Origin of the sequence: Leucobacter coleopterorum (genome assembly GCF_011382985.1) — a bacterium.
In the GTDB taxonomy this organism is placed as follows: domain Bacteria; phylum Actinomycetota; class Actinomycetes; order Actinomycetales; family Microbacteriaceae; genus Leucobacter; species Leucobacter coleopterorum.
The window spans coordinates 1963562-1987699 of the sequence record NZ_CP049933.1 but is presented as its reverse complement, the minus strand read 5'-3'; the positions used below and the strand labels follow the sequence as shown (position 1 = coordinate 1987699).

The following is a 24138-nucleotide window of genomic DNA, read 5'->3' as shown; positions in this document are numbered from 1 at the left end:
GCGGCTAGCCCTCCCGCAACAACTTCTGCACCCGCTGCGCCGACACCGGCTCGGCGGTGCGTAGCTGCTGGGCGAAAAGGCTGATCCTTAATTCCTCAATGAGCCATCTAGCGCGCACCAGGTGTTCGGGCGAAGGGTCAGCCAGGGGGATCGTGCCGCCAGCTTCTGCGAACAAAGTAGACACCCGATCCACCTCATTTTGCCAGGCGCGATCTCGACCCGGATTCTCGGTGAGGCCCTTCATGCGGAGCTGGATCGCCTCAAGGTACACGGGGAGACGCTCGAGTTGGGCGATGCCGGTGCGAGACACAAAGCCGTCGAACACGAGCCCGTCGATCTGCTTCGCCGCATCGGCAACCTGCCCAAGCACCTGCAGAGACTTCGCACCGTCGACCGCCTTGCGGGCGAGCCGCGCCGTATCAAGCACACGGGCGGTGAGTGCAATGGCCCCGTAGATCTCGTCGATCAGGGATCGCGCGTAGTCGTCAGTGATGCTTTGAAACACGTCTGCGTCCCACACGAGCCCGTCAGGGGCGTGCTTGCGGATCAGGCGGTCAGCAACAGCGAGTGACACGTCTGCAATTGCGAGATCGAGACTGCGATAGGGGCCAGCCCCGAGCAGCAGCTTCTCCTGGTTTGAGAGGTGATCCCGAATGTAGCTTGCGGGCGATGGCGAACTAAGCGACACGAGCCGCCGGATGCCGCGCCGCGATACCCGCGCCTGCTCGGCCTCGTCGGTCACGAGCGCGAGTTCGACGCTCGTGCGGCGATCCACGATGGCTGGGTAGGCGCGCACGACGCCAGCGCCGCTCGCGCGGCCCTTCGCAAACGCCGTATCGACGTGGCGCGGCAGATCGCCGAAGACCCAACTCGTCGCGCCCTTCTGCTCAAGGTCGCTCTTCGGAAGCGCGGAGGCCGCGACCCGCGCGACTCCCTTCGTTGCCTCCGCTTTGTGCGCAGTCTGCAGCTCGGCGAGGTTTTTGCCGGTGCCGATCGTGCGACCGCGCCCATCAATCACGCGGAACGTCGGGGTGAGGTGCGAGGGCAGCCGATCCGTGTCGAAATCGACGGGCGTCACCTGCACACTCGTGGCGCGGCGAATCTCGGCTGCCAGCAGTGCAGTCAGTGGGGTATCAACTGAAGGGTCATCGAGCTGCGGCCCCACCGCAACGAGCAGCTTGCGCGCCCAGTCCGCCGCGGGCACCACGTGCTTTCGAATTGCCTTCGGCAGCGTCTTGATGAGCGCCGTAACGAGTTCTTCACGCAGACCCGGCACGAGCTTCTCGAAGTCGGAGCCGTCGAGTCGGGGAAGCAGCGGTAGCGGCACGTTGACGGTCACCCCGTCGTCCTCGGCGGTCGGATCAAAGCGGTAACGCAGTTTCAGAGACTGATCACCGTGCCGCCACTGCCTTGGGAACTCGGTCTCGTCGACGACCTCGGCTTCATCCTCGAGCAAATCCTCGCGGCGCAGCGTCAGCAGGTTCGGCTGGGTGAGCCGGGTCTTCTTCCACCAGCCCTCGAAGCTGCGGGTCGACGAAACATCTGCCGGGATCCGGGCGTCATAAAACTCGTAGATCGCCTCATCGTCGCTCACAATATCGCGGCGGCGCGTGCGCTCTTCCAACTGCTCAAGCTCGCGGCGCAGCTGCCGATTCGCGCGATCAAAGGCCTGCGGAGATTCCCACTCGCCCTCAACGAGCGCGTGGCGTATAAACAGCTCGCGAGCCTGCGCTGGATCTGTGCGGGCGAGCTGCACGCGGCGGCGATCCACAATCGCCACTCCGTACAGAGTGATCCGCTCGTAGGCCACGGCCGCACCCTGCTTCTTCTCCCAGTGCGGTTCACTGATCTGCCGCTTCGCGAGTGGACCCGCGAGCTCCTCGGCCCAGGCCGGATCAACGACCGCGTTGTTGCGCGCGAAGAGTCGACTCGTTTCCACGAGCTCAACACTCATCACCACCTCGGGTGGTTTTTTCGCAAGAACCGACCCTGGGTAGAGCACAAAGCGGGTACCGCGGGATCCGAGATACTCCTGAGCGGGCTTACGTTTCGCAGCGCCGGGGGCGTTCGACCCTGCTCGACCCGATGGGCGCCGATCCTGCCGGTCATCGCGTACACCGAGCTGCGAGAGCAAGCCGGCGAGCACCGACCGGTGGATGAGTTCGAAGGAGCCGCCGACGGTACTGTCACCCTTGTGAACACCAGCGATGCGCGAGAGCTGCCGGTTCAGGTCCATCCACTCGCGCACGCGCAAGAAGTTCAGAAACTCACTCTTGCAGAGCCGCCGGAACGCACTTGAGGAGAGCTCTTTCTGCTTTTCCTGCAGGTAGTTCCAGAGATTGAGCAGGGTCATCAGGTCGCCCTGCGGGTCGGCGAATCGCGCGTGCAGTTCGTCGGCGCGGCCACGTACAGCCTCGGGCCGCTCGCGCACGTCTTGAATGGTCAGCCCAGCGACAATAGCGAGCACCTGAGCGACAACCTCGTGCCTGCGCGCCTCAACAACCATGCGCGCGAAGCGCGGCTCGATCGGCAGCCGCGAGAGTTCGCGCCCGATCTTGGTAATGCTGTGGTGTTTATCGACGGTCCGCACCGCACCGAGCTCGGCGAGCAGGCCGAGGCCGTCGGCGATCCCGCGCTGATCGGGAGGCGTGAGAAACGGGAACCTCGCAATGTCACCGAGACCGAGTGAAAGCATCTGCAGGATCACCGAGGCGAGCCCGGTGCGTCGCACCTCGGGTTCGGTGAATTCGGGTCGGCTCGCGAAGTCATCTTCGCTGTAGAGTCGGATCGCAATGCCCGCGCTGGTGCGGCCCGAGCGGCCCGAGCGCTGGTTGGCGCTCGCCTGGGAGATCGCCTCGATCGGCAGCCGCTGCACCTTACTTCTCGCGCTGTAGCGGGAGATGCGGGCGGTGCCGGCATCAATCACGTAGCGGATTCCCGGCACCGTGAGCGAGGTTTCTGCGACGTTCGTGGCAAGCACTATGCGGCGGACTCCGGGGGTGCCACGCTCGAATACACGGTGCTGCTCTGCCGAGCTGAGACGACCATAGAGAGGTAGGATCTCTGTGCGCGCACCGCGACTCTTGGCACGCACGCGGCCATTCAAGGCGTCGGCAGCATCGCGGATCTCAGCCTCTCCCGACAGAAACACGAGTACGTCGCCGGGGTCTTCGCGCGCAAGCTCGTCGACTGCCTCACCGATGCCGTCGAACATGTCGCGCTCAATCTTGCGAATCTTGGGAGCACTGCCCTTGGGGTCCGGCACCTCAACCTCTTCAACGAGCGGCCGATATCTAATCTCAACGGGGTATGTGCGCCCCGAGACCTCAATGATCGGCGCGGGGTTGTCAGTTTTCGGATCGGTGAAGTGCTTCGCAAACGACTCGGGATCGATGGTCGCAGAGGTGATGATCACCTTGAGGTCGGGTCTGCGGGGGAGCAAGGTCTTCAGATACCCCAGCAGAAAGTCGATGTTGAGACTGCGCTCGTGGGCCTCGTCGATGATGATCGTGTCGTAGGCTTTCAGATCGCGGTCGCGATGGATTGCGTTGAGTAGGATCCCGTCGGTCATCAGCCGGATCTTTGTGTCGGCGGAAACCTTGTCCGTAAAACGAACCTGGTAGCCGACCAAGCCACCCATCTCAGAACCAAGCTCTTCGGCGATGCGCTCGGCGATCGTGCGGGCGGCGATCCTGCGCGGCTGCGTGTGCGCGATGCGCTCGCGGCCGAGGGTGAGCGCGATCTTTGGCAGTTGGGTGGTCTTACCCGACCCGGTCTCGCCCGCGACAATCACGACCTGGTGATCCCGAATCGCGTCGGCAATCTCCTCTCGCATTTGGGAGACCGGTAGGTCTTCGGGGAACTCGATGCGAGGCGCTGTGTATTCGGACATGACTCGACCATTATCCTCTCAATCGCGCGGGCATAGAATGAGGCTGGACCTAAACCCGTTTTTCTATCACTGACGCTAAGGGGAAACATGACTGCGCTGCCTATCCCGAATATCACTCTGAATGACGGGAAGCAGATTCCCCAGCTTGGGCTCGGAGTCTTTCTGGTTGAACCCGGTGAGACCGAGCGGATCGTGACCGACGCGCTTGAGGTGGGCTACCGTCACATTGATACCGCGCGCATCTACGACAACGAGGCCGAGGTCGGCGCGGCGATCGCGAAGAGCGGGATTCCGCGCGACGAGCTGTTTATCACGACGAAGCTATGGAACTCCGACCAGGAAGACCCCCACGGTGCCTTCAACGCGAGCATGGATCGCCTCGGGCTCGAGCGGGTCGACCTGTACCTGATTCACTGGCCGATACCCGAGTTCGGCACAGCGCTCGGCGCCTGGAAGGGTCTTATTGAGATCGCTGAGAGCGGTCGCGCGACCTCGATCGGTGTCTCGAACTTTGAGATTCCCCACCTGCAGCAGTTGGTTGACGAGACCGGGGTTGTGCCAGCGATCAATCAGATCGAATTGCACCCCATGAACCAGCGTCGCGAGCTGCGCGAGTTCTGCCGTGAGCACGGCATTTCGATTGAGGCATGGGGTCCGCTCGCTCAGGGCAAGAGCGACCTGTTCGAGCGTCCCGAGATTGCTTCTGCCGCTGCGGCGCACGGCAAGACCCCGGCACAGGTGATCCTGCGCTGGCACCTGCAGCACAACACCATCATCTTCCCGAAGACCACGCGCCGCGAGCGCATGATCGAGAATGCAGACATTCTTGACTTCGAACTGACGGCCACCGAAATGACCGCGATTGATGGTCTTGATGAGCAGCACAACTTCGGCCCAGATCCGAGCACTTTCAACCGGCGCTAGCCCTCCCACACTGAGCACCACCACCCGAACGGAATAGATTATGTCACGCACCCCAGTTACCGTCACGATCACCGGAGCGGGTGGCCAGATCGGCTACGCGACAGTGTTTCGGATCGCGTCGGGGGCGATGTTGGGGAGGATCAACCCGTACGACTGCGCCTGCTCGAGGTTCCGCAGGGCATGCGTGGTGCAGAGGGGGCGGCGCTCGAACTGACAGACTGTGCGTTCCCTCTGCTCGACGGTGTTGAGATCAGCGATGACCCCGCGGTTGGGTTTGACGGTGCGAACCTTGCGCTTCTCATCGGCTCTCGGCCCCGCACAGCGGGCATGGAGCGCGGGGATCTGCTGGCCGCAAACGGTGCAATCTTTGGGCCGCAGGGGCGCGCAATCGGTGAACACGCGGCCGATGACGTGCGTGTGATTGTGGTGGGCAATCCCGCAAACACCAATGCGCTGATCGCGCAGCAGCACGCTCCCGATGTGCCAGCGGAGCGGTTCACCGCGCTGACCCGGCTCGACCACAACCGAGCGGTTGGGTTACTTGCTACGGAGGCTCGTGTCGCGGTGAGCGCAATTGACGGTGTGACGATCTGGGGTAACCACTCGGCAACGCAGTACCCTGACCTGAGTCACGCGACGGTTGAGGATCGGCCAGCGTTCGAGGCCGTTGATGCTGCCTGGGCACGCGGTGCCTACATCGACCGCGTCGCGAAGCGCGGCGCCGAGATCATCGAGGTGCGGGGCGGATCCTCCGTGGCTTCCGCCGCCAACGCCACGATCGACCACGTGCGTGACTGGGTGCTGGGCACGGGGGATCGGCGCACGAGTGCCGCCGTGGTGTCTCACGGCGAGTACGGTGTGCCCGAGGGACTCATCTCGTCGTTCCCCGTGCGTTCGAACGGCGGCGACTGGGAGATCGTTGCGGGTCTCGAAGTCGATGCCTTCTCGAGGGAGCGCATCGACGCGTCGGTCGCAGAGCTCGTCTCGGAGCGAGATGCGGTGCGAGAGCTCGGGTTGATCTAGCGCTCATTTGTGCCGACGCGCAGACGATCTTGAGGTGCGTCTTTCTCCAGGCTGCTTCCATCTGAGGTCTGCGGCAATCGCGGAGCTCATCACGCCATAGGATAGAGCGTATGTCTAAGGTCCTCTCTTCTCTCCCTGTTGGTGAGCGCGTCGGTATCGCTTTTTCCGGCGGCCTCGATACATCCTGCGCTGTTGCATGGATGCGTGAAAAAGGTGCGATTCCCTGCACTTACACTGCAGACATCGGGCAGTACGACGAACCCGATATCGACGGTGTTGCGGATCGTGCAAAGGAGTACGGCGCAGAAATCGCGCGCCACGTAGACGCGAAGCTGCCGCTTGTGGAAGAGGGCTTTGCGGCGCTGCAGTGCGGCGCGTTCAACGTCCGCTCGGGCGGCAAGACCTACTTCAACACCACGCCACTCGGTCGGGCCGTTACCGGCACCCTGCTCGTGCGTGCGATGAAGGAAGACGGAGTCGATATCTGGGGTGACGGTTCCACCTACAAGGGAAACGACATCGAACGGTTCTACCGCTATGGTTTGATGGCGAACCCGGCACTGCGCATTTACAAGCCTTGGCTTGACGCAGAGTTCGTTACCGAACTCGGTGGGCGTCACGAGATGAGCGAGTGGCTGCAAGAGCGTGGCTTCCCGTACCGCGATGCAACTGAAAAGGCCTACTCCACCGATGCAAACATCTGGGGCGCAACGCACGAGGCAAAGACCCTCGAATTCTTGAACGAGGGACTCGACATTGTCGAGCCGATCATGGGTGTTGCCGCCTGGCGCGAAGACGTCGAGGTAGCAACCGAAGAGGTCTCGGTGCGCTTTGAAGCGGGCCGCCCTGTTGCGATTAACGGTGTTGAATTCGCTGATCCGGTGGCGTTGGTGCTCGAGGCCAACGCAATTGGTGGACGCCACGGACTTGGCGCCTCCGACCAGATTGAAAACCGCATCATCGAGGCAAAGTCACGCGGCATCTACGAGGCACCGGGCATGGCTCTGCTGCACATCACCTACGAGCGCCTCGTGAACGCGATCCACAACGAGAACACGCTCGCGAGCTACCACAACGATGGGCGCAAGCTCGGCCGCCTCATGTACGAGGGACGCTGGCTTGATCCCGAGTCCCTGATGCTGCGCGAGGCGCTGCAGCGCTGGGTGGGATCCGCGATTACCGGTGAGGTCACACTGCGCCTGCGCCGCGGCGACGACTACACGATCCTCAACACGACCGGTCCGAGTCTCAGCTACCACCCCGAAAAGCTCTCGATGGAGCGCACGGTGGGGGCTGCGTTTGGCCCTGAAGATCGCATTGGTCAGCTCACCATGCGTAACCTCGACATTGCAGACTCGCGCCAGCGTCTTGAGCAGTACGCACAGCTCGGACTCGTTGGCGGCGCTACGGCGGAGCTGGTCGGCAAGCTTGAGACCGGTGGTGCCGCGCAGATCGCGGATGCCGTGAGCGGGATCGATGAAGAGGGCGACGCGCTCGGCCTGGCCGCTGCGTTTGACGCGGGTACAGACTAACTCTTCTGAGCAAACGCGGGTGGGGCCCTTAGCTGGGGGTCTCACCCGCGTTTTGGTTTGTGGCAACGGGGCGCGCGATGACGGCTGACACAAAGCCGAGCACCGCGAGCGCCAACAGTGTCCAACCGAGTGGGGCAGCGTCACCAAGGATGCCCTGCAAGACTCCAGTGGCGGCTGGGAACATCAAGATGTGTATAGTGAGCGCGGATCCGCGCACCCAGCTTGCTCGGCGGGTAAGCGCACCCCACAGCGTGATTCCGATCCACACCCAAGAAAGAACAACTGCGAGCAGCAGGCTTAGCCGCGAACCGATCGGCTCGTTGCTCGCGGAAACAAACGCGAGTACGACGTTCCACAACACCACAGCGCCGCCTACAAGTTCAATGAGGAGCAGAATTCGTAGCACCGCCCACCCCACGCGAGCGGGTGTGTGAACAGTGGGTTGCGGTTCCATAACAAGAGCCTTTCTGAACAATTGCAAATTAACTATTGATTTGCTTCTGTATCCGTGTCACTATATATTCCGTCGAGTTTCGCGCACACCGAGGTGGGCACTCTCAGCCACGTTAGGTAATTGCGGCGCGAGATCTAGGCTATCCGGCCTCCGGTCTATTCGCGTGCGTAAACAGCACATGAGGAGAAACAAAATGGATTGGCGCGAAAAGGCTGCATGTCTCACGGTAGACCCTGAGCTCTTTTTCCCGGTAGGAAACACTGGCCCTGCTGTTGATCAGATTGAGCGTGCAAAGTCGGTCTGTGCCCGCTGCACCGTCACTGAGATGTGCCTACAGTACGCCATGGACACCGGCCAGGATTCCGGCGTCTGGGGCGGCCTCAGCGAAGACGAGCGCCGTGCGCTCAAGCGCCGTGCAGCTCGTGCACGCCGCGCTTCCTAAGGGGCGCACAAGCTTCAATGAGGGCCTCGGGATCAGTTCGCTGATCCCGAGGCCCTTTCTTCTGTGTTGAGTCGTGCGAACCCTGTCGAGAGCTCAGTTTTACATGATTCTCATTCACTAAAACCTGTAAAACTGAGCTCTCGGCGTCGTTGTGCTGAGTTATTCGGCTCCGAGCATTTTGCGCACGCGTGCCACGTGACCGGTGGCCTTGATGTTGTAGAGAGCGTGTTCGATTTTGCCGTCTGCGTCAATGACAAACGTCGAGCGGATGACACCCTCGATAACGCGGCCGTAGCTGTTCTTGGTGCCAAACGCTCCGTACGCGCGGTGTACGGCGGTGTCTGGATCGCTCAGGAGCGGGTATTCGAGGCCGTCTCGGTCTGCGAACCGGCGGAGCTTCTCGACTGCGTCGCGGGAGACGCCAAGCACTCGGTAGCCCGCAGTGGCAAGCGGTTCGGTTGATTCCTGGAACTCACACGCCTCTTTCGTGCACGCCGGGGTCATCGCCTCCGGGTAGAAGAACAGGATCACGCGCTCACCGCGAAAATCGCTGAGCTTTCGGGTCGTGCCGTCCTGATCGGGAAGCGAGAAGTCGGGGCTGTCTGTCCAGGCTCAAGAAGTACGCGCTCAGTCATGTGTCAAGCCTATCGAGGTGTGGCTGAGCGCGGGTTACTTCAACAGGCGGCGCAGCGACTCAACCCGCAGGGCTCCGATGGTGTCGAGACGTCCGTCGGCGATCGCCGCGTCGAGTTCGCAGTCGGGTGCATCATCCTGGTGGCTGCAGCCGCGCGGGCAGGCGTCAATCAGCTCCGCGAGGTCGGTGAAGCCGCGCAGAATCCCCTCGCTGGTCACGTGCCCAAGCCCGAACGAGCGCACACCCGGGGTGTCGATCACCCAGCCGCTCTCACCGCCCGTAGCTCTCGGGGTCTTGACCCGCAGTGCAACCGACGATGAAGACGTGTGCCTCCCGCGCCCGGTGACCTCATTGACGTGCCCGGTGGCGCGCTCAGCCTCAGGCACAAGTGCGTTGATGAGCGTCGATTTGCCAACCCGGAGTGTCCCACAAATACGGTGGTCTGGCCCGCAAGAGCCTCCCTGATTTCAGCGAGTGGCTCGACACCCTTCGCCGAGCGAAACACCGGCACCTCAAGCCCCGCAAAGTGCTCTAGAAACGGTTCAGGATGGGCCAGATCAACCTTGGTGATGCACAGCAGCGGGCGGATTCCAGCGTCGTAGGCCGCCACGAGGTAGCGGTCCACCAGCCGCACTCGCGGTTCGGGGTCGGCCGAAGCAATCACGATCAGCATCTGGTCGGCGTTTGCGACCATCACCCGTTCGACGCGATCGCTGTCGTCGGCGCTGCGGCGGAGCAGTGTTCGGCGATCCTCAATTCCAACAATGCGAGAGAGCGAGCCCTCGCCACCGCTCGTGTCGCCAACCAACTGCACGCGGTCGCCTACGACGATTGAGGTGTTGCGCAGTTCGCGGGCGCGGGCGGCGGTGAGCTCGCGCTCCTCGGGCTGCTCGGGATCGGCGCCAGCCGCGATGAGGGCGCTGTAGCGACCGCGATCCACCCCCGTCACCATGCCGATAACCGCGTCCGTGTGCTCGGGCCGACGCTTGGTGCGCGGCCGATTCGCCTTCGGGTTTGGGCGAGACCTTACTGTGTGATCGGCGTACTCGCCGTACGGAACGTCGTCGTCGTCGAGGGTGAGCCAGCTCATCCGAAGTAATTGCTCTCGTGTGTTGTCGGTAGCGTGAGAATCATCGGGGTTGAAGTGCTCACCCCTGGCTGAACCGCGTCGAGTGGGGAGAGGGACGGTTGTTCTTCAGGAGCGAGCCCCAGCATGTTGCGCCACAGCGACGAAAACTCGGGCAGGGTCTTTGCAGTGCTCGCGATGTCTTCGACCTCGACGCCCTCGACCCGGAGACCCAGGAGCGCGCCCGTGGTCGCCATGCGGTGATCCGCGTAGCTGTGCCAGGTACCGCCGTGCAGCGTGGCCGGGCGAATCGCGATGCCGTCTTCAAGTTCTTCGATGTCGCCGCCAAGAGCGCGGATCTCGGTGACGAGCGCGGCGATTCTGTCGGTCTCGTGATGGCGGATGTGCCCGATGCCGGTGATCTCGCTGGGGCCATCGGCAAGGGCAGCAAGACCGACGAGAGTCGGTGCGAGCTCACCCGCCTCTGGAATGTGGAGTTTCACGCCCTGAACAACTCCGTTGCCTGAGATCGTCAGCGATCCGTCCGCGGAGAGTTCTGCTGCCCCGCCAAACTCTGGCAGCAGTTGCCGCAGTTTGTCACCAACCTGTGTGGTGTGACTCGGCCAGTTCGGTACCGTGACGCTGCCACCCGCAACGATCGCGGCCGCGAGGAAGGGGGCAGCGTTTGAAAGGTCAGGTTCGATCCGTGATTCGATTGCGCTAATTGGCCCGGGGAGACTCGCCATTCACCAACGGCGGGGCTGTCGACCTTTACTCCGCGTGCGCGCAGCGCGGCGAGGGTCATCTCGATGTGGGGCAAGCTTGGCAGTCGTTTGCCGGTGTGAACGACGTGCACACCCTCTTCGAAGCGAGGAGCGGCGAGCAAAAGCCCCGATACAAACTGGCTTGAAAGCGAAGCATCAATCTCTACGCGACCGCCACGCAGCGAACCTGTGCCGTGGACGGTGAAGGGCAGGGCCCCGCGGCCTTCGTCTGCGATATCGGCTCCGAGCGCGCGCAGTGCGTCGAGCACGGGGCGCATAGGCCGCTTGCGGGCATAAGGATCGCCGTCAAATGCGACGGGACCGAGCGCTAGGGCGGCGACGGGCGGCACGAATCGCATCACGGTGCCGGCGAGGCCGCAGGCAACGGTGGTTGAGCCGGTGAGTTCTTCCGCGGGTGTGACGTGAAGGTCTTCACCCTCGGCCGCGATGATCGTGCCCAAGTCGCGCAGTGCCTCGATCATGAGCGCAGAGTCGCGCGAGTGCAGTGGTGCGCGCAGCATCTCTGGGCCGTCGGCGAGAGCCGCAAGCACCAGCTCGCGGTTTGTTAGCGATTTCGAACCCGGGAGCGCAACACAGGCGGCCAACTCTCCATCCGCGTGCGGGGCAGGCCAGAGCTCGGCGGCCTCAGCGCCACCGTCGGCGGTTCCTGTCTCGTCACCGTCTTTGCCGTTGTTAAGCTTCGCGATCAGCATCACTACCGAGTCTAGCCCGAGTTGCTTCCAAGAGAGCTGCACTCAAATGTTGAAGCGCGGCTCAGCGAACCCTGCGGTGCTGCGGGATAGTATCGTGGGCGTGAGTGAAACCGGGACACAGGCGAAGCTGGAAGAGCGATTCAAGCAGGAGGCGTTGCCCCTGCTTGATCAGCTGTACGGCGCTGCAATGAAGATGACCCGAAACCCTCCCGACGCCCAAGACCTGGTGCAAGAGACGTTTCTTAAGGCCTATTCTGCGTTTTCCTCATTCGAAGAGGGCACGAACCTCAAAGCCTGGCTGTACCGGATCATGACCAACAGCTACATCAACACTTATCGCAAGCGTCAGCGTGAACCCTATCTGGGCGCGGTTGAAGAGCTTGAGGATTGGCAGTTAGGCGGCGCCGAATCCACAACGGCGATGTCTGCTCAGTCAGCCGAGGCCGAGGCAATCGACCGCACTCCCGATGCCGTGGTGAGCGGAGCGCTCAACGAACTTCCCGAGGATTTCAGGATCGCTGTGTACCTTGCTGACGTCGAAGGCTTTAGCTACCAGGAGATCGCGGATATTGTGGGGGTGCCAATTGGTACTGTCATGAGTCGCCTGCATCGCGGTCGCGCAAGATTACGTAAGTCGCTGGGGGAATACGCGCGCGAGCAAGGCGTTGGACTAGATGAAGGTGTGAAGAAAGAATCGAAAGGAGCAGCACGGTGAGTGATTGCGGATGTGACAAAGCACAGGCCAACATCTACGAGCTGCTTCGTGGTGAACTCTGCTCTGAAGAGTCGGCACCGATTCGCGAGCACCTCGACAGTTGCCCGAATTGTCGCGACGAAGAAACTGTCTGCATTAGCCTGACCGATGTTGTTCGGCGTGCCTGCGAAGAGGAGCGCGAAAACTGCGCCCCCGCTGATTTGCGCGACGCGATCCTGCGCGGGCTCAACGCCTGAGCTCGCTCAGCTAGCTACTCGCTGGCTGATTCCTCGTTTTGCCAACCGGTACACACGTCGACCCAGCCGCCAGCGCCGCTGAACGCTTCCAGCTCGGGGATCGCGAGTTCAACGGCTGAACGGGCGGTTCCTGCCGCCGGGAATACCGTGTTGAACCGCTGCAGCGACACGTCGAGCATAATCTTGGTACCGTCTGCCACGGCGAACGGGCATACCCCGCCGACGGGGTGACCGGTCAGAGGTAGCACGTCGTCTCCGGTGAGCATGCGAGGTTTGCCGCCAAACTCACGTTTGAACTTGCCACCGTTGACCTTCGCGTCGCCCGCAGCGACAACAAGCACGGCCTGCGCAGGGTTCTCTGGATCGTAAAATCCGAGCGTTTTTGCGATGCGGCGAGGTTCTGTGCCGGCCTGAGCCGCCGCAAGCTCGACGGTCGCGCTCGACTCCTCAAACTCCAGGATCGTGCCTTGCCAGCCGAATGACTCAAGGTGCCTGCGAACGTGCGAGGTTGTCACTGTGTGTTCCTTTCGTGGGTGAGAGCGCGGCCTACGACATCCGCGAGTTCTCGCGGTGCGGCCTCGTGTAGGTTGTGTGGACCCTCGATCGTGGTGATTGTGCTCTCGGGGAGTTGATCTCGCCATTCTGCTTCGAGCTCTTCTGTCACGACACCGGATCCCGCCCGCACCAGTGACACTGGAACCTCGAGCGCCTGAAGCGAGGCCCAGATGGGGCATACGGTTGAGGATCGTCGTCGGCTGCTGCGGGAAGCGGCCCGTCGAGGTGTGCGAAGTGGTGAGTCCACTCAAGGCGACCGTCGGCACGTAGCCGTGTGTTGAGTGTTACTCCGCGTGTGAGGGCAGCGCGGTTCGATCCGATACCAAACTGAATCGCCCGATCGACGATCTCTTCAACGCTGCCGTAGTCGCGCTGACCAACAATGAACTCGGTAACACTGCTCGCATCACGGCTGGGCGAGATGCCCGGGGTAATGTCTACGACGATTAGCTGAGAAACCAGGTCTGTGAGCGAAGCGGCGACAAGAGCCGCGGTGAGTCCGCCGAGAGAATGGCCCAGAAGCGTGACGGGTTGCGGGCAGAGCGCTTCGAGTGCCGTGATCACATCGACGGCAAGGTGGTCAGGTCGGTAGTCTGCGTCGCTGCGCCAATCACTGCGACCGTGACCGGGGAGGTCGATGGAGATCGCGGGGACGTCGAGCGCGAGCAGCATCGGGTCGAAGCTGTGTGCGTTCAGACCGACACCATGCAGGGTTACGAGCTGCGGGGGATGCTGCGGCTCGAAACGAAGCGCGCTGACCCGTTGAGCGTTACCAACTTCGGTCCAGACTCGTTCGACCGTAGGAAGCGGAGTTGTGCGCCCAACTCGGACCGCATCGCCCTCAAGAAAGCGAAACTCTGCTGTGGTTGTGGAACCGGTTGCCTCGTTGCTCACCCGTTCAGCCTACTGGCTCTCTGAGATCGCCTCGGTGTCGGTTTCTTCGCGTGACTCACTCAGTGGCCTCAAGTGTTTGGCTTCGCGACGGTGAATCAACTGCTTCGCCAGAAACACAAGGACCAGAAACAGCACGATGATCCCGACAAAAATGTAGCCGGCGTAGTGCAGCTCCTTCGAGAGGTCGCGGTAGTAGTTCGCAGCAGAAGCTGTCGCGGTAACATACAACGCCGACCACAGTGCGCACGCCGGGGCAGTCCACGCGAGAAAGCGGCGGTACGAGAATCCACTCATGCCGACGGTGAGCGGCACGAGCGAGTGCAGTACCGGCAAAAACCGCGACAGGAAAATCGCGGGACCACCGCGCCGTCGCAGGTAAGCCTCCGCCCTGATCCAGTTGTGCTCACCCAGTTTGCTGCCCAGGCGCGAGTGCCGAATCTTCGGCCCGGCCCAGCGCCCTAGCCAAAACCCGATGCTCTCCCCGATGAGCGCCCCAATGACCAGCACAAGACCAAGAATCACGCCCTCCGGCACCGAAGTCACTGCTGTGCCAGCGACCATCACAACGGTGTCTCCTGGCACGACGAGGCCGATGAGCACACTCGTTTCAAGCATGATGGCGATACCCGCAATAATGACGCGCAGCGTCGGGTCGACACTCTGTACCGTCTCAAGCACCCACGAGATGAAGTCGTTCACTGTTTGACTCTAACGCTTGAGATAGCCGCCGTCTGAGAGTCCCGCCTCAATTTCAAAGCGGTTTTTCAGGGGATCTTGACCGGCCAGCGCATATAACAAAGGCATGGCGAGACCGAATCGCTGCCACTGTGAGCGGTGTACAAGTTCGTGGCGAAGGACCGAGGGGGACACGTTGTTGTCGGTGAAGTAACAGGATCCTACGCAACTGCCGCCGCGGCGAAACGCCCAGCGCGGCATGCCTCGAAACACCCAAAGCCCCTCATAGCGTTCAATCTTTCCTGTGCTGAGAAGTGTGCCCCACGCGAGTGCAACGGCGGTTGCATACAGGTAGCCGATGCGAGCAAAAGGCCAAGCGTTCAATCCTTGCTCCCGGAGGTGAGGGCCGCAAGTAGCCGCAGCACCGTCGGCTGCTCCTCTGACGCCATGCTGGCATCGGCAGGAGCAAACTCGCAAATGGATGCACCCGCGAGGGGCCGCACGGCCACAGCTGCCCGTATTGCCGATGTCACCTGGCCAACGCTCAGGCCAAACGGCACCGGCTCGTGCACCGCCATAAACTCCGCGGGGTCAAGCACATCGAGATCGAGGTGGATGTACACGTGGCTTGCATCGAGTTTGCCGAGTCGGGTCGTAATCGCCTCAACAAGATCTTGCACGCCGGCAGGCAACACAGAAATCTTCAGCTGCTCGATCTCTGACTGTTCTTCGGGGTCGATAGCGCGGGTGCCTACAAGCGTGAGATTGTTTGCCAGGATCGGATCAGTCGAGGCGAGTTCGGGCGATCCACCCCGAGGGCATGTCGCAGCGTCATGCCGGAGGCCGCGCCCGACGGAGACGTGCTGGGGTGTTGCAGATCGGGGTGGGCGTCGAACCACAATACGGCAAGACCATCACCGTGTTTTTGGACGGCGGCTTCTAAACCCGGCAAGGACGTGGCGCAGTCGCCGCCGACGATGATGGGAACTCCGTCAGCCGTCGCAAGTGTTTTATGAGCAGACTTGCGAGCCTGTAACACGCTGCTCAGTCGTGCCACAGGAGTGCCGAGGGCATCCCCAGCCTCCAGCGGCACAGCGACCTCGTGCAGCACGGAACGCGGAAGATCATCCCGCAGTATCGAGGCGCCCTCAGCCAATTGCATAGCTCGTGAGGATGCTGATCCCTGCCACTCTGGCATGAGAAGGAAGACTGGCTTTGACACTCGCGACTCCTCGCTTTCGAGAGTTACCCACTGTCTCCTAATGCTACTCGTCGGGATCGCTATTAAGGTGAGAGCGTAACAAAATCGATGAGGTGTTCGACCCGACCGACCAACTCTGGCTCGAGGTCGCGGAAGTTGCGAACGCGACTGCGGATCCTCGCCCACGCATCGGCGATGTCAGCAGGTTCTTCGCCCGGCCAGCCGAGAGCGTGACAGATGCCACGCTTCCACTCGATGTTGCGCGGAATTGTCGGCCATTCTTTGAGACCCACCCGCTCTGGCTTTACGGCCTGCCAGATATCGACAAAGGGGTGGCCAACGATGAGAACGTTGGCGCCGTAAGGTCCGCGCGCAATGGCATTCGCGATCTTTGTTTCTTTGCTGCCGGTAACGAGGTGATCGAGCAGGATCCCTGCGCGCCGTTTGGGCCCCGGACCAAACTCGGCGAGTACCTCGGCAAGGTTGTCAGCGCCTTGCAACAGTTCGACCACCACACCCTCAACCCGGAGGTCGTCGCCCCACACCTGTTCTACAAGCTCGGCATCGTGCTTACCCTCAACGAAGATGCGGCTCGGCATCGCAACACGGGCACGCTGTTGTGGGGCGGCAAACGAGCCCGAGGCCGTGCGTTGCGGCCCAGCGGGCTTGCGTTTGGGCATGACCAGGGTGACCGGCTTGCCATCAATGAGGAAGCCGTCGCTGAGCGAAAATGCCCGCACCTTGCCCGAGAAATCCTCCAGCTGCACGAGCCCCTCGCGGGCCCCCACCACCGCGCCACACCACTCGGTCTCGCTGTGCTCAACAACGAGTCCTTTCGCGAGCACAACCTCAGCGCGCTGCACCGGGCCGCGCCGAGACTTCATGTCGGCGAGAACATCGCGGTCATATCTTTCATCAAACACGCACTGAGCTTATAGTCTGGCGCGGTGGAGAGTGATGAGGCGCGTGAAGAAGAGCAGAGAGATAAGAAACGCGGTCTTAGGGCACTGCTCGTTGACGTGACGCCACTGCGTAGCAGCCCCGCGTTCGCAAAACTCTGGACCGGCACCTCAATCGCTCAGATCGGTGCGCAGGTGACCATCGTCGCCGTGGGACTGCACGTGTACGAGATCACCCACTCAACGCTCGCGGTCTCATTTGTAGCGCTGTGGGCGCTCGGCCCCATGATCCTTGCCGGGTTTATCGGTGGTGCTCTCGCCGATACCTTTGACCGTCGTAAGGTTGCACTCGTCACAGCGAGTTGCGCCTGGCTGAGTATCGGCACCATGACGGTTATTGCCTTTCTCGGAGTGACGGCAACCTGGCCGTACTATGCGCTCGCCGCTGTGAACGCTGCCTCAGCGACGATCTTGGGGGCCACGCGAGGGGCGATTCTGCCGCGGCTGCTGCCAACCCAGTTGTTGCCGGCTGCTGCGGCACTCAGCGGAATCACGATGGGGCTCGCCGTGACGGTTGGGCCCGCGGTAGCCGGTGTGATGGTTGCTACGGTCGGCGTGCCGTGGACGTACCTGCTCGACGTCGTGCTGTTCTCTGCCGCGTTTATGGGAATTCTGAGCCTGCCTCCAATGAAACCCGAGGGGACCCGGGCCAGCCCCGGTTTTTCCTCCGTGGTTGAGAGCATGCGTTTTCTGCGAACCGCACCGAACGTGCGCGCGACTTTTATTTTTGATCTTGTCGCTATGATTCTTGGCCACCCCCGTGTGGTGTTTCCCGCGGCGGGCGCGCTTGTGCTCGGAGGCGGGCCGGTTACGGTCGGCGTGCTCACGGCCTCGTTTGCGGTGGGGGCATTGCTCTCTGGTGTTGTGTCGGGACCGCTTGGTCAAGTGCGTAGGCAGGGGCGCGCAGTAACACTCGCGATTGCTGCATTTGGCGTGTGCACTGCTCTGTTCGGTGTTGTGCTGCTCGTGACGAAACTCACGGTCGGGGATCACCCACCCGACGGCATGTTGGTAAACTCGATTGTACTGGCGGGCTTAGCACTCGCTGGTGCGGGAGCAGCTGACAATGTGAGTTCTGTGTTCCGCACGACCATTCTGCAGGCGGCGGCACCCGACGACGTGCGAGGCAGAATGCAGGGTCTGTTCTATGTGGTTGTTGCGGGTGGGCCACGTGTGGGTGACTTGCTTGCCGGTGTACTCGCGACGACGATCGCGCTGTGGGCACCGGCGCTCATTGGAGGCGTAGTGATTGTTGCGATCATGCTCATGATGCTGCGCTTTGCCCGCGGTTTTCAACGATACGACGCACTGCACCCGATACCGTGATGCTACGGTGCTGCTATGAGCACTGACGCACTGGTGCTGGTTCGCCGCGAGGGCGCTATCAGTCACATCACTCTGAACCGGCCGCGCGCGATCAACGCGCTTAACCTGGAAATGTTCGAGGCGCTGACGGCCGCTATTGCGCCGGGGTCCGTGGGTGACGCCACGGCGATTCTGCTTGACGGTACCGGAGAACGTGGCTTCTGCGGTGGTGGCGACGTCAAAGAAATTGTGTCGGGGGACTCATTCAAGATTCTCTCGACCGAGTACCGCCTCGACTACGCGATCGCACGCTCTACGGTGCCCGTTGTCGCGATCATGGACGGCATCGCGATGGGCGGTGGGATCGGCCTTGGTGGGCACGCTGCTTTTCGGGTGGTGACCGAGCGCAGCCGACTCGCGCTGCCCGAGGTGCGAATTGGGATCGTGCCGGACGTTGGGGACACCTGCTGCTGGCGCAGGCGCCGGGTCGGCTGGGCGAACTGCTGGCGATCACCGCGGGAGAACTGACCGCTGGTGATGCGATCGCGCTCGGGTTCGCTGATCACTTTGTGCTGTCACACAAACTGGACGCGCTTCGCGAGGCACTCACCGAGGGTGCGAACCCTGCAGAAGCGATTGCCGAGGTTGCCGAGGCGCCACCCGAGAGTGGCCTGTTGGCTGCGCGGGCGTGGTGGGACCCGATTGCCGAGGGTACGCTCAACGGTGCTGAGGTGAGTGCCGAGTCTGCACTTGACGCCACAATTCGGTTGCTTCGTGTACTCGAAGCCGATGAGCGGCCGGAGACCGCGCAACTCCTCGAGAGCGTGCGTGGCATGTGCCCGACCTCGGTGGTGGTGACCCTGGCGCAAATTGCGCGCACGCGTGCTCAGCAGCTCGACCTCGCCGCCGTGCTTGAGGACGACCTGCGGGTTGTCGTGCGCATTGGACAACGCCCGGACTTTGCCGAGGGTGTGCGCGCCCAGGTCATCGACAAAGACCGCTCGCCAAAGTGGCAGCCTTCCCGCATCGAAGACCTCGACCCCGCTGAGGTCGAGGCGATCCTCGCCCCGCATCGCCCCGACGAGACCAAGCTCGGGCTGGTGCAGTAGCGAGGAATGACCGGGCCTAGTGCGGATCTCCGATGCAGAACTCATTGCCGCCAGGGTCGGTGAAGGTGTCCCAGGAGAACCCGGCTTCTCCGCGCTGGCCGAGATGCGTTGCCCCCGCTGCGACCCACTCGGTGACAAGCTCTTCGCGGTTAACGTCGGCGCTTCGGTTCAGGTCGAGGTGCAGCCGATTCTTGCCGGGAGTCGGGGCTTCGACCTTCTGAAAGCCGAGCGCCACGGGAACGTTTGGTGCACTCACGACGCAGAACCAGCCGTCGGAATCCATAACAATCTCTCCGCCTAAACGCTCTGCCCACCAGGCGGCGAGCGGACGAGGAGCTTCGGTATCGAGTGTGATCATGCCCAGCGAAATCATGTGAGATCCCTTCGTGTGTGCGGTTTCTGTCTCGCTTTACACGCTAGTCCCACCCACCGACAAAGCAGTGATCCCGCCCCGATTTCAACACCGAGCAACGTCAATACGCAGCGAGCGCTACGCTGGTCGGATGAGTGAGCGATGGGAACCGGCGGGCCCAGATCTCGTGTATCTGGGAGACAATCTGCCGATCCTGCGCAACCTGCCTGACGGCGCATTCACGCTCATTTATTTCGATCCGCCGTTTAATACCGGGCGTTCCCAGCAGACGGAGCGTGTGCGAGGAGTCCCCACCAAGCCGGGAGGAGGCGGACGGCTGGGCTTCCGTGGCCAGGGGTATGCGGTTACGCGCGAAAAGACCCTCGCCTACGACGATCGTTTCGGCGACTACTGGGATTTCTTGGAGCCACGTCTCGAAGAGGCCTGGAGACTACTTGCCGATGATGGCACCCTTTACCTGCACCTCGACTACCGCGAGGTGCATTACGCGAAGGTGCTACTCGACGCGCTTTTCGGGCGTGACTGCTTCGTGAACGAGATAATCTGGGCCTACGACTTTGGCTCGCGCACCAAAAAGCGATGGCCCACCAAACACGACAATATTTTGGTCTACGCGAAGAATCCCGCGCGCCAGTTTTTCGATGCGGAAGCTGTGGATCGCGAACCCTATATGGCTCCCGGCCTCGTCACGGCCGAAAAAGCTGCGCGTGGCAAACTCCCAACTGACACGTGGTGGCACACCATCGTGTCGCCGACGGGCAAAGAACGGACGGGCTATCCAACGCAGAAGCCTGTTGGAGTGCTGCGCAGAATTGTGCAGGCGTCCTCGCGACCGGGGGACTGGGTGCTCGATGGTTTTGCAGGCAGCGGCACTACAGGAGCCGTCGCGGCGGAGCTCAAACGGCGTTTTGTGTTGATCGACGAAAACCCTGAGGCTCACGACGTGATGCGCAAGCGCTTCGCGAAGCACCCCGTGGAGTACCGGTGAGGCAGCCGCGTCCGCACGGTGGGGCCGACGCGATCCCCGTTTACCTGGATCGCGCCGCAGATGCGCCGCTGCCGGTACAGCTGGCGGCAGCACTGCGCGAAGCCATTGATGCCGCCACTCTTCGCCCGGGTGAGGGCGTACCAGCAACCCGTGACTTTGCGCGCAGGCTCGGTGTCGCACGTGGTGTCGTGGTGACGGCGTATGAGCAGCTGATTGCTGAGGGGTATCTCACGGCCACACACGGGCAGGGGACCCGCGTGAACCCCGCACTCGAGGCTGTCCAAGCGTTACACACGGTGCAAACGAGGCCGCTCGGGGCCGATAGCGATGCGTTCGAGCCGACAGCAAGTGTGCTGGGGCAACACAAAAACCCAGGTCCGCTCGCGCCGGGCAAACCGATTACCGACGCGGTAGACAGTCCCGCGTGGCGCGCGGCCTGGCGGGCCGCAGCGGGAAGAGCGCACCTTGAAGCGCCCGAACTCGGTGATCCGAGGCTTCGAGAGGAGATCGCAGACCACCTTAGGCGCATGCGAGGTACCGCGCGCTTGGCGCAGGATGTGCTCGTCACGGCCGGCACGCGCGATGGTCTGGGGCTGCTGCTTACCGCCCTGGGCACCACTCGTGGGCACGGGCTTGTGGTGGGGTTGAGGATCCGGGCCTTCCATCACTTCGCGGCGTAGCAGCGCGGTACGGCGCCAAAGTGGTTGCTCTTCCCACCGACTCGGAGGGACTCGAAACGAGCAAGTTGCCTGAGGGAGTGCTCGACGTCGTCATTGTGACGCCGAGCCATCAGTATCCACTGGGTGGTTCTCTCCCGCTCACCCGTCGCCGTGAGTTGCTTGCCTGGGCGACCCGCACGGGGGTTGTTGTCGTTGAGGATGACTTCGATTCCGAGCTGCGCTATTCGGGAAGTCCGCTACCAACCCTCGCCGCCCTCGATGCCGCCGATGTGGGCGTTGTGGTCTTGCTTGGTACGTTCTCGCGCACGGTCGCTCCTGGCTTGTCGGCAGGTTATCTGTTGGCCCCGGCCGGATTACGAGCACTCATTGAACCCATTCGACGGGAACTCGGAGGACCGGTGTCAACGGTCGTGCAGGAGGCGCTGGCGCAGTACCTGGCGAGTGGTGAATTGCGACGCCACACCGTGCGAATGCTGCGGCGCTACGCCGAACGACGAGACGCTGTGTCGGAGCAACTCGCGGGCGTGCCGGGGGTGCGTGTGCGACCGATGGACGGTGGACTTCACGCGGTGCTTGAGTTCATCGGAACAGATGCTGCGTCGAAGCGGCAACGAGAAGCCGAGGTGATCGCCCGCACTACTGCGGAGGAGCTTGGTGTTGAGGCACTCGGAAACTATTGGCACCGCAGAGGCAGTGCGGGCATGGGCGTTTCGGGCCTCGTCATTGGCATGGGAGGCCCCGACAGTGCGGAGTTCGAGGCTGCGCTTAGTACTTTGCGCCAGATACTGAACTGAGGCGCTCGAGTAGGGCTTCACGAAGCACAATCGCGTGATTCTGTTCTAGATCTTTCGCGCCAAACAGGAGCGTGATTCGCTCACGGTGTCTGGCGAGATCCGCGAGTTCGTTGAGCGCGGAAGAGGCTGGGTCGACCGCTAACTCAGCACGGTACTCGGCCGCATAGATGTCAAAGTTGTCTGCGTCGGCATGCCAGCGCTTTCTCAGCCCTGTGCTCGGTGCGGCCGCTTTTGCCCAAGCGTGTAGCTCGGCCGATTCTTTCGAAATGCCCCGTGGCCAGAGCCGGTCAACGAGCACCCGACAGCCGTCGTCGGGGGAGACCGACGAGTAGACACGCTTCAGTACGATTTCCAACCCTCTAGTCTCTCATCTGCCCTATCCTTATGGGGTGAGTGTCGACCAGCTATCGCCGAGTATGCAAAATTATCTCAAGGTGATCTGGAGCTTGCAGGAATGGTCGGATCAGGCCGTTTCGAACTCCGCAATTGCCGAAGCCGCTGGAGTGCGACTCTCGACGGTTTCGGACGCGCTGCGCAAACTCTCAGACCAAGAACTTATCGAGCATGTTCGTTACGGCACCGTGACTCTCACCGACATCGGTCGAGAGCACGCTGTGTCGATGATCCGGCGCCATAGACTGCTCGAGACTTTCCTTGTGCAGATGCTCGGTTACGAGTGGGACGAGGTTCACGAGGAAGCCGATCGGCTCGAGCATGCCGTGTCTGACGGGCTCATTGACCGGGTTGATCGCGCGCTCGGGTATCCCACACGAGATCCGCACGGTGATCCGATCCCGAGTGCGGAGGGTCTCGTGCATCGGCCAGACGCTGTTCTGCTGGCTGAGGTTGTCGCTCCCTGTCACACACGCGTCGAACGTATTTCGGACTCGGACAACGAGATGCTGCAGTACTTTGCGAGTCGGGGCATTGTTGTTGACGCCGAGTTGCAGGTGCTGCCGGGCGAACCCTATTCAGAGACGGTGACGGTGAGGATTGGCGATACCGAAGTGAGGCTCGGGCCTGCGGCGGCGGCGGCTGTTCGGGTCTCAATACTGGGATGACAGACCCGAGTCTAAGCCGATGTGCGTCTTTGCTGCCAGATACGCGATAATTGAAGCCGGGCCATTGCCCACTCAGAAGGAGCACAATGTTTGGCTGGTCGAAGAAGCGGAAGAAAAGGGGATCGCGCCCCCCACGCCGCTTGCCTCGGCGTGTGCTCGCGCCCGTTGAAGAAATCGTCGAGCAAGGGCTGCTTGTCGCCGATGTTGCGGTGCGTATGACCGTTAAGAACGCGATCATTATGAACGCGCTGCAGAAGCAGATCGACTACAACGAAGAACAGATCATGGAGATGGTGCGCAGCGCCACTGAAGATCTTGCAGCCGAGCGCGAACGCGACGCGACGCACATCTCGCGCATGCGTAACGAGATTCGTGACACCGGGCGCAGCTCGTGGAGTGAATCTGACTACGGTAATGACGACAACCGCACTCTGCGCCATCGTCAAGAGGTGTACGAGGGTGTTGCGAAAGAGCTGCGTGATCGTGCGGCCGATCCCGAGTACCTGAAGGCCACCGCAAAGCGTGCGCACGCCCTGGCATGGGACGAAATCGGCGATTCTCTGAAGGAACGCGCCACCCATCCCTATTACAGTGGTGGGGGTCTGAGGAATACCAGAATGCTCGTGATGATCGCATTCAGTTGCTCATCGAAAAGGACCTGACCGCGCTGATGAAGAAGTCGCAGCCGGAGAAACCCTCGCTGCTCAAGAAGCTGCGCCGCGGCGAAAACGAGTAGTACCCCTCATCCTGCGTGCGCGAAATGCTCATACGAAAAAGCGGAGCGTTTTCGCGCTGGGGCCACCGCCCGAGGCGAGTCGCAGGATCTAACGCGCCAACAGTTCGGGGTGTCGTCTGAGGTACACTTGAATATAGGAGCACGACGCTGTGATCTTGCGTTCTCCAATGATGTCGTCAGTGAGTGCGCGCTGCGCGAGGATGCCGGAGAGGCCGGTGCCGCGCAGTTCGGGTACGACCAGTGTGTGATCAAAATCGATCACGTCATCACTAAACAGGCTGTAGTGCGCCTCGCCAAAGAGCTGCTTCTCGGGTCCGTACAGCGCAAAGCGATGTCGCTCGGGCTCGTGTATAACGCGGAACCCGTCGGCTGCCGCCTCTGTTTCGTTTGCGTATGTGGCCATGATTCCAGCC

The 24138-nt window shown here is 62.0% G+C and carries 23 protein-coding genes and 5 pseudogenes; 13 read left to right on the top strand and 15 right to left on the bottom strand.

The window, feature by feature from the left end; genetic code table 11:
* Positions 1-4: 4 nt before the first annotated feature.
* Positions 5-3892, bottom strand: a complete 3888-nt coding sequence (gene hrpA / locus G7066_RS09340; RefSeq protein ID WP_166330659.1) for an ATP-dependent RNA helicase HrpA — start codon at positions 3890-3892, stop codon at positions 5-7.
* A gap of 87 nt (positions 3893-3979) precedes the next feature.
* On the opposite strand from hrpA, the gene G7066_RS09335 reads away from it, so the two are divergent.
* The 3 genes and pseudogenes from G7066_RS09335 to argG all read left to right on the top strand — a co-directional run bounded on the left by G7066_RS09335 (position 3980) and on the right by argG (position 7371).
* Positions 3980-4816, top strand: a complete 837-nt coding sequence (locus G7066_RS09335) for an aldo/keto reductase (protein WP_166330656.1) — start codon at positions 3980-3982, stop codon at positions 4814-4816.
* Positions 4817-4856: 40 nt separating this feature from the next.
* Positions 4857-5839, top strand: a pseudogene (locus G7066_RS09330) (malate dehydrogenase).
* Positions 5840-5949: 110 nt separating this feature from the next.
* Positions 5950-7371: an argininosuccinate synthase gene (gene argG, locus G7066_RS09325; protein ID WP_166330654.1), complete on the top strand. Its 1422-nt coding sequence runs from the start codon at positions 5950-5952 to the stop codon at positions 7369-7371.
* Between the two features lie 28 nt (positions 7372-7399).
* Here argG and G7066_RS09320 read toward each other — a convergent pair whose 3' ends face one another.
* On the bottom strand, positions 7400-7825 hold the full coding sequence (locus tag G7066_RS09320; RefSeq protein ID WP_166330652.1) for a hypothetical protein: 426 nt from the start codon (positions 7823-7825) through the stop codon (positions 7400-7402).
* Positions 7826-8018: 193 nt separating this feature from the next.
* On the opposite strand from G7066_RS09320, the gene G7066_RS09315 reads away from it, so the two are divergent.
* On the top strand, positions 8019-8267 hold the full coding sequence (locus tag G7066_RS09315) for a WhiB family transcriptional regulator (RefSeq protein WP_166288715.1): 249 nt from the start codon (positions 8019-8021) through the stop codon (positions 8265-8267).
* Positions 8268-8426: 159 nt separating this feature from the next.
* Here G7066_RS09315 and bcp read toward each other — a convergent pair.
* The 3 pseudogenes from bcp to aroA form a co-directional block, all read right to left on the bottom strand.
* A pseudogene (gene bcp, locus G7066_RS09310) lies at positions 8427-8902 on the bottom strand (thioredoxin-dependent thiol peroxidase).
* 34 nt (positions 8903-8936) lie between these two features.
* Positions 8937-9853, bottom strand: a pseudogene (rsgA, locus tag G7066_RS09305) (ribosome small subunit-dependent GTPase A).
* Positions 9854-9987: 134 nt separating this feature from the next.
* Positions 9988-11444: pseudogene (gene aroA / locus G7066_RS09300) on the bottom strand (3-phosphoshikimate 1-carboxyvinyltransferase).
* A gap of 100 nt (positions 11445-11544) precedes the next feature.
* Between aroA and G7066_RS09295 the strand changes: the two are divergent.
* Together G7066_RS09295 and G7066_RS09290 are read left to right on the top strand one after the other, a co-directional pair.
* On the top strand, positions 11545-12159 hold the full coding sequence (locus G7066_RS09295; RefSeq protein WP_166330650.1) for a sigma-70 family RNA polymerase sigma factor: 615 nt from the start codon (positions 11545-11547) through the stop codon (positions 12157-12159).
* Complete coding sequence (locus G7066_RS09290) at positions 12156-12395, top strand: zf-HC2 domain-containing protein (protein WP_166288697.1); 240 nt, start codon at positions 12156-12158, stop codon at positions 12393-12395. The genes G7066_RS09295 and G7066_RS09290 overlap by 4 nt, the downstream gene beginning before the upstream one ends.
* Before the next feature lie 14 nt (positions 12396-12409).
* Here G7066_RS09290 and G7066_RS09285 read toward each other — a convergent pair whose 3' ends face one another.
* The 7 genes from G7066_RS09285 to G7066_RS09260 all read right to left on the bottom strand — a co-directional run bounded on the left by G7066_RS09285 (position 12410) and on the right by G7066_RS09260 (position 16643).
* Positions 12410-12910 carry a YbaK/EbsC family protein gene (locus G7066_RS09285; RefSeq protein ID WP_166328074.1) on the bottom strand — a complete coding sequence of 167 codons (501 nt, stop codon included), beginning with the start codon at positions 12908-12910 and terminating at the stop codon, positions 12410-12412.
* A gap of 145 nt (positions 12911-13055) precedes the next feature.
* Positions 13056-13844 (bottom strand): alpha/beta fold hydrolase, encoded by a 789-nt coding sequence (locus G7066_RS09280; protein WP_244302881.1) that lies wholly within the window; start codon positions 13842-13844, stop codon positions 13056-13058.
* A gap of 9 nt (positions 13845-13853) precedes the next feature.
* Positions 13854-14543 (bottom strand): DedA family protein, encoded by a 690-nt coding sequence (locus tag G7066_RS09275; protein WP_166330648.1) that lies wholly within the window; start codon positions 14541-14543, stop codon positions 13854-13856.
* A gap of 9 nt (positions 14544-14552) precedes the next feature.
* A complete protein-coding gene (locus G7066_RS09270) occupies positions 14553-14903 on the bottom strand; it encodes a Fe-S oxidoreductase (RefSeq protein ID WP_166330646.1) in 351 nt (116 codons plus the stop codon).
* The gene (locus G7066_RS17020) at positions 14900-15259 is read right to left on the bottom strand and encodes an arginase family protein (protein WP_280116272.1); all 360 of its coding nucleotides are present in this window, start codon (positions 15257-15259) and stop codon (positions 14900-14902) included. The genes G7066_RS09270 and G7066_RS17020 overlap by 4 nt, the downstream gene beginning before the upstream one ends.
* Positions 15260-15270: 11 nt before the next feature.
* Positions 15271-15741 (bottom strand): arginase family protein, encoded by a 471-nt coding sequence (locus tag G7066_RS17015; RefSeq protein ID WP_280116151.1) that lies wholly within the window; start codon positions 15739-15741, stop codon positions 15271-15273.
* 62 nt (positions 15742-15803) lie between these two features.
* Positions 15804-16643 (bottom strand): DUF3097 domain-containing protein, encoded by an 840-nt coding sequence (locus G7066_RS09260; protein ID WP_166330644.1) that lies wholly within the window; start codon positions 16641-16643, stop codon positions 15804-15806.
* Between the two features lie 24 nt (positions 16644-16667).
* Here G7066_RS09260 and G7066_RS09255 point away from each other — a divergent pair, with 24 nt between their 5' ends.
* The gene (locus tag G7066_RS09255; protein WP_205881415.1) at positions 16668-18005 is read left to right on the top strand and encodes an MFS transporter; all 1338 of its coding nucleotides are present in this window, start codon (positions 16668-16670) and stop codon (positions 18003-18005) included.
* Positions 18006-18020: 15 nt separating this feature from the next.
* Positions 18021-19093 (top strand): annotated as a pseudogene (locus G7066_RS17905) (enoyl-CoA hydratase/isomerase family protein).
* Positions 19094-19109: 16 nt separating this feature from the next.
* Here G7066_RS17905 and G7066_RS09245 read toward each other — a convergent pair.
* A complete protein-coding gene (locus G7066_RS09245) occupies positions 19110-19466 on the bottom strand; it encodes a VOC family protein (protein ID WP_166330642.1) in 357 nt (118 codons plus the stop codon).
* Positions 19467-19596: 130 nt separating this feature from the next.
* Between G7066_RS09245 and G7066_RS09240 the strand changes: the two genes are divergently transcribed.
* Genes G7066_RS09240 through G7066_RS16160 form a run of 3 tightly spaced genes read left to right on the top strand, consistent with a single transcriptional unit; the run spans position 19597 to position 21928 of the window.
* On the top strand, positions 19597-20454 hold the full coding sequence (locus G7066_RS09240; RefSeq protein WP_166330640.1) for a DNA-methyltransferase: 858 nt from the start codon (positions 19597-19599) through the stop codon (positions 20452-20454).
* Positions 20451-21134 (top strand): GntR family transcriptional regulator, encoded by a 684-nt coding sequence (locus tag G7066_RS16165; protein WP_244302879.1) that lies wholly within the window; start codon positions 20451-20453, stop codon positions 21132-21134. Before G7066_RS09240 ends, G7066_RS16165 begins: the two co-directional genes overlap by 4 nt.
* Before the next feature lie 20 nt (positions 21135-21154).
* Positions 21155-21928, top strand: coding sequence for an aminotransferase-like domain-containing protein (locus G7066_RS16160; RefSeq protein ID WP_244302877.1), 774 nt, complete (start codon positions 21155-21157; stop codon positions 21926-21928).
* On the opposite strand, the gene G7066_RS09230 is transcribed toward G7066_RS16160, so the two are convergent.
* On the bottom strand, positions 21900-22283 hold the full coding sequence (locus G7066_RS09230) for a DUF488 domain-containing protein (RefSeq protein WP_166330638.1): 384 nt from the start codon (positions 22281-22283) through the stop codon (positions 21900-21902). The two genes, G7066_RS16160 and G7066_RS09230, sit on opposite strands and share 29 nt — an antisense overlap.
* Positions 22284-22317: 34 nt before the next feature.
* On the opposite strand from G7066_RS09230, the gene G7066_RS09225 reads away from it, so the two are divergent.
* A complete protein-coding gene (locus tag G7066_RS09225) occupies positions 22318-22989 on the top strand; it encodes a metal-dependent transcriptional regulator (RefSeq protein WP_205881414.1) in 672 nt (223 codons plus the stop codon).
* A 152-nt stretch (positions 22990-23141) separates the two neighbouring features.
* Positions 23142-23651, top strand: coding sequence for an asparagine synthase (locus tag G7066_RS09220; RefSeq protein WP_244302876.1), 510 nt, complete (start codon positions 23142-23144; stop codon positions 23649-23651).
* 162 nt (positions 23652-23813) lie between these two features.
* Here G7066_RS09220 and G7066_RS09215 read toward each other — a convergent pair whose 3' ends face one another.
* The gene (locus tag G7066_RS09215; protein ID WP_166330636.1) at positions 23814-24128 is read right to left on the bottom strand and encodes a GNAT family N-acetyltransferase; all 315 of its coding nucleotides are present in this window, start codon (positions 24126-24128) and stop codon (positions 23814-23816) included.
* Between the last annotated feature and the right edge of the window lie 10 nt (positions 24129-24138).

Excerpts from the sequence above, each read along its gene's own strand:
- hrpA (WP_166330659.1), bottom strand. The coding sequence starts at position 3,892 with ATGTCCGAATACACAGCGCCTCGCATCGAGTTCCCCGAAGACCTACCG.
- G7066_RS09240 (WP_166330640.1), top strand. The coding sequence starts at position 19,597 with ATGAGTGAGCGATGGGAACCGGCGGGCCCAGATCTCGTGTATCTGGGA.
- G7066_RS09245 (WP_166330642.1), bottom strand. The coding sequence starts at position 19,466 with ATGATTTCGCTGGGCATGATCACACTCGATACCGAAGCTCCTCGTCCG.
- argG (WP_166330654.1), top strand. The coding sequence starts at position 5,950 with ATGTCTAAGGTCCTCTCTTCTCTCCCTGTTGGTGAGCGCGTCGGTATC.
- G7066_RS09320 (WP_166330652.1), bottom strand. The coding sequence starts at position 7,825 with ATGGAACCGCAACCCACTGTTCACACACCCGCTCGCGTGGGGTGGGCG.
- G7066_RS09215 (WP_166330636.1), bottom strand. The coding sequence starts at position 24,128 with ATGGCCACATACGCAAACGAAACAGAGGCGGCAGCCGACGGGTTCCGC.
- G7066_RS09335 (WP_166330656.1), top strand. The coding sequence starts at position 3,980 with ATGACTGCGCTGCCTATCCCGAATATCACTCTGAATGACGGGAAGCAG.
- G7066_RS09315 (WP_166288715.1), top strand. The coding sequence starts at position 8,019 with ATGGATTGGCGCGAAAAGGCTGCATGTCTCACGGTAGACCCTGAGCTC.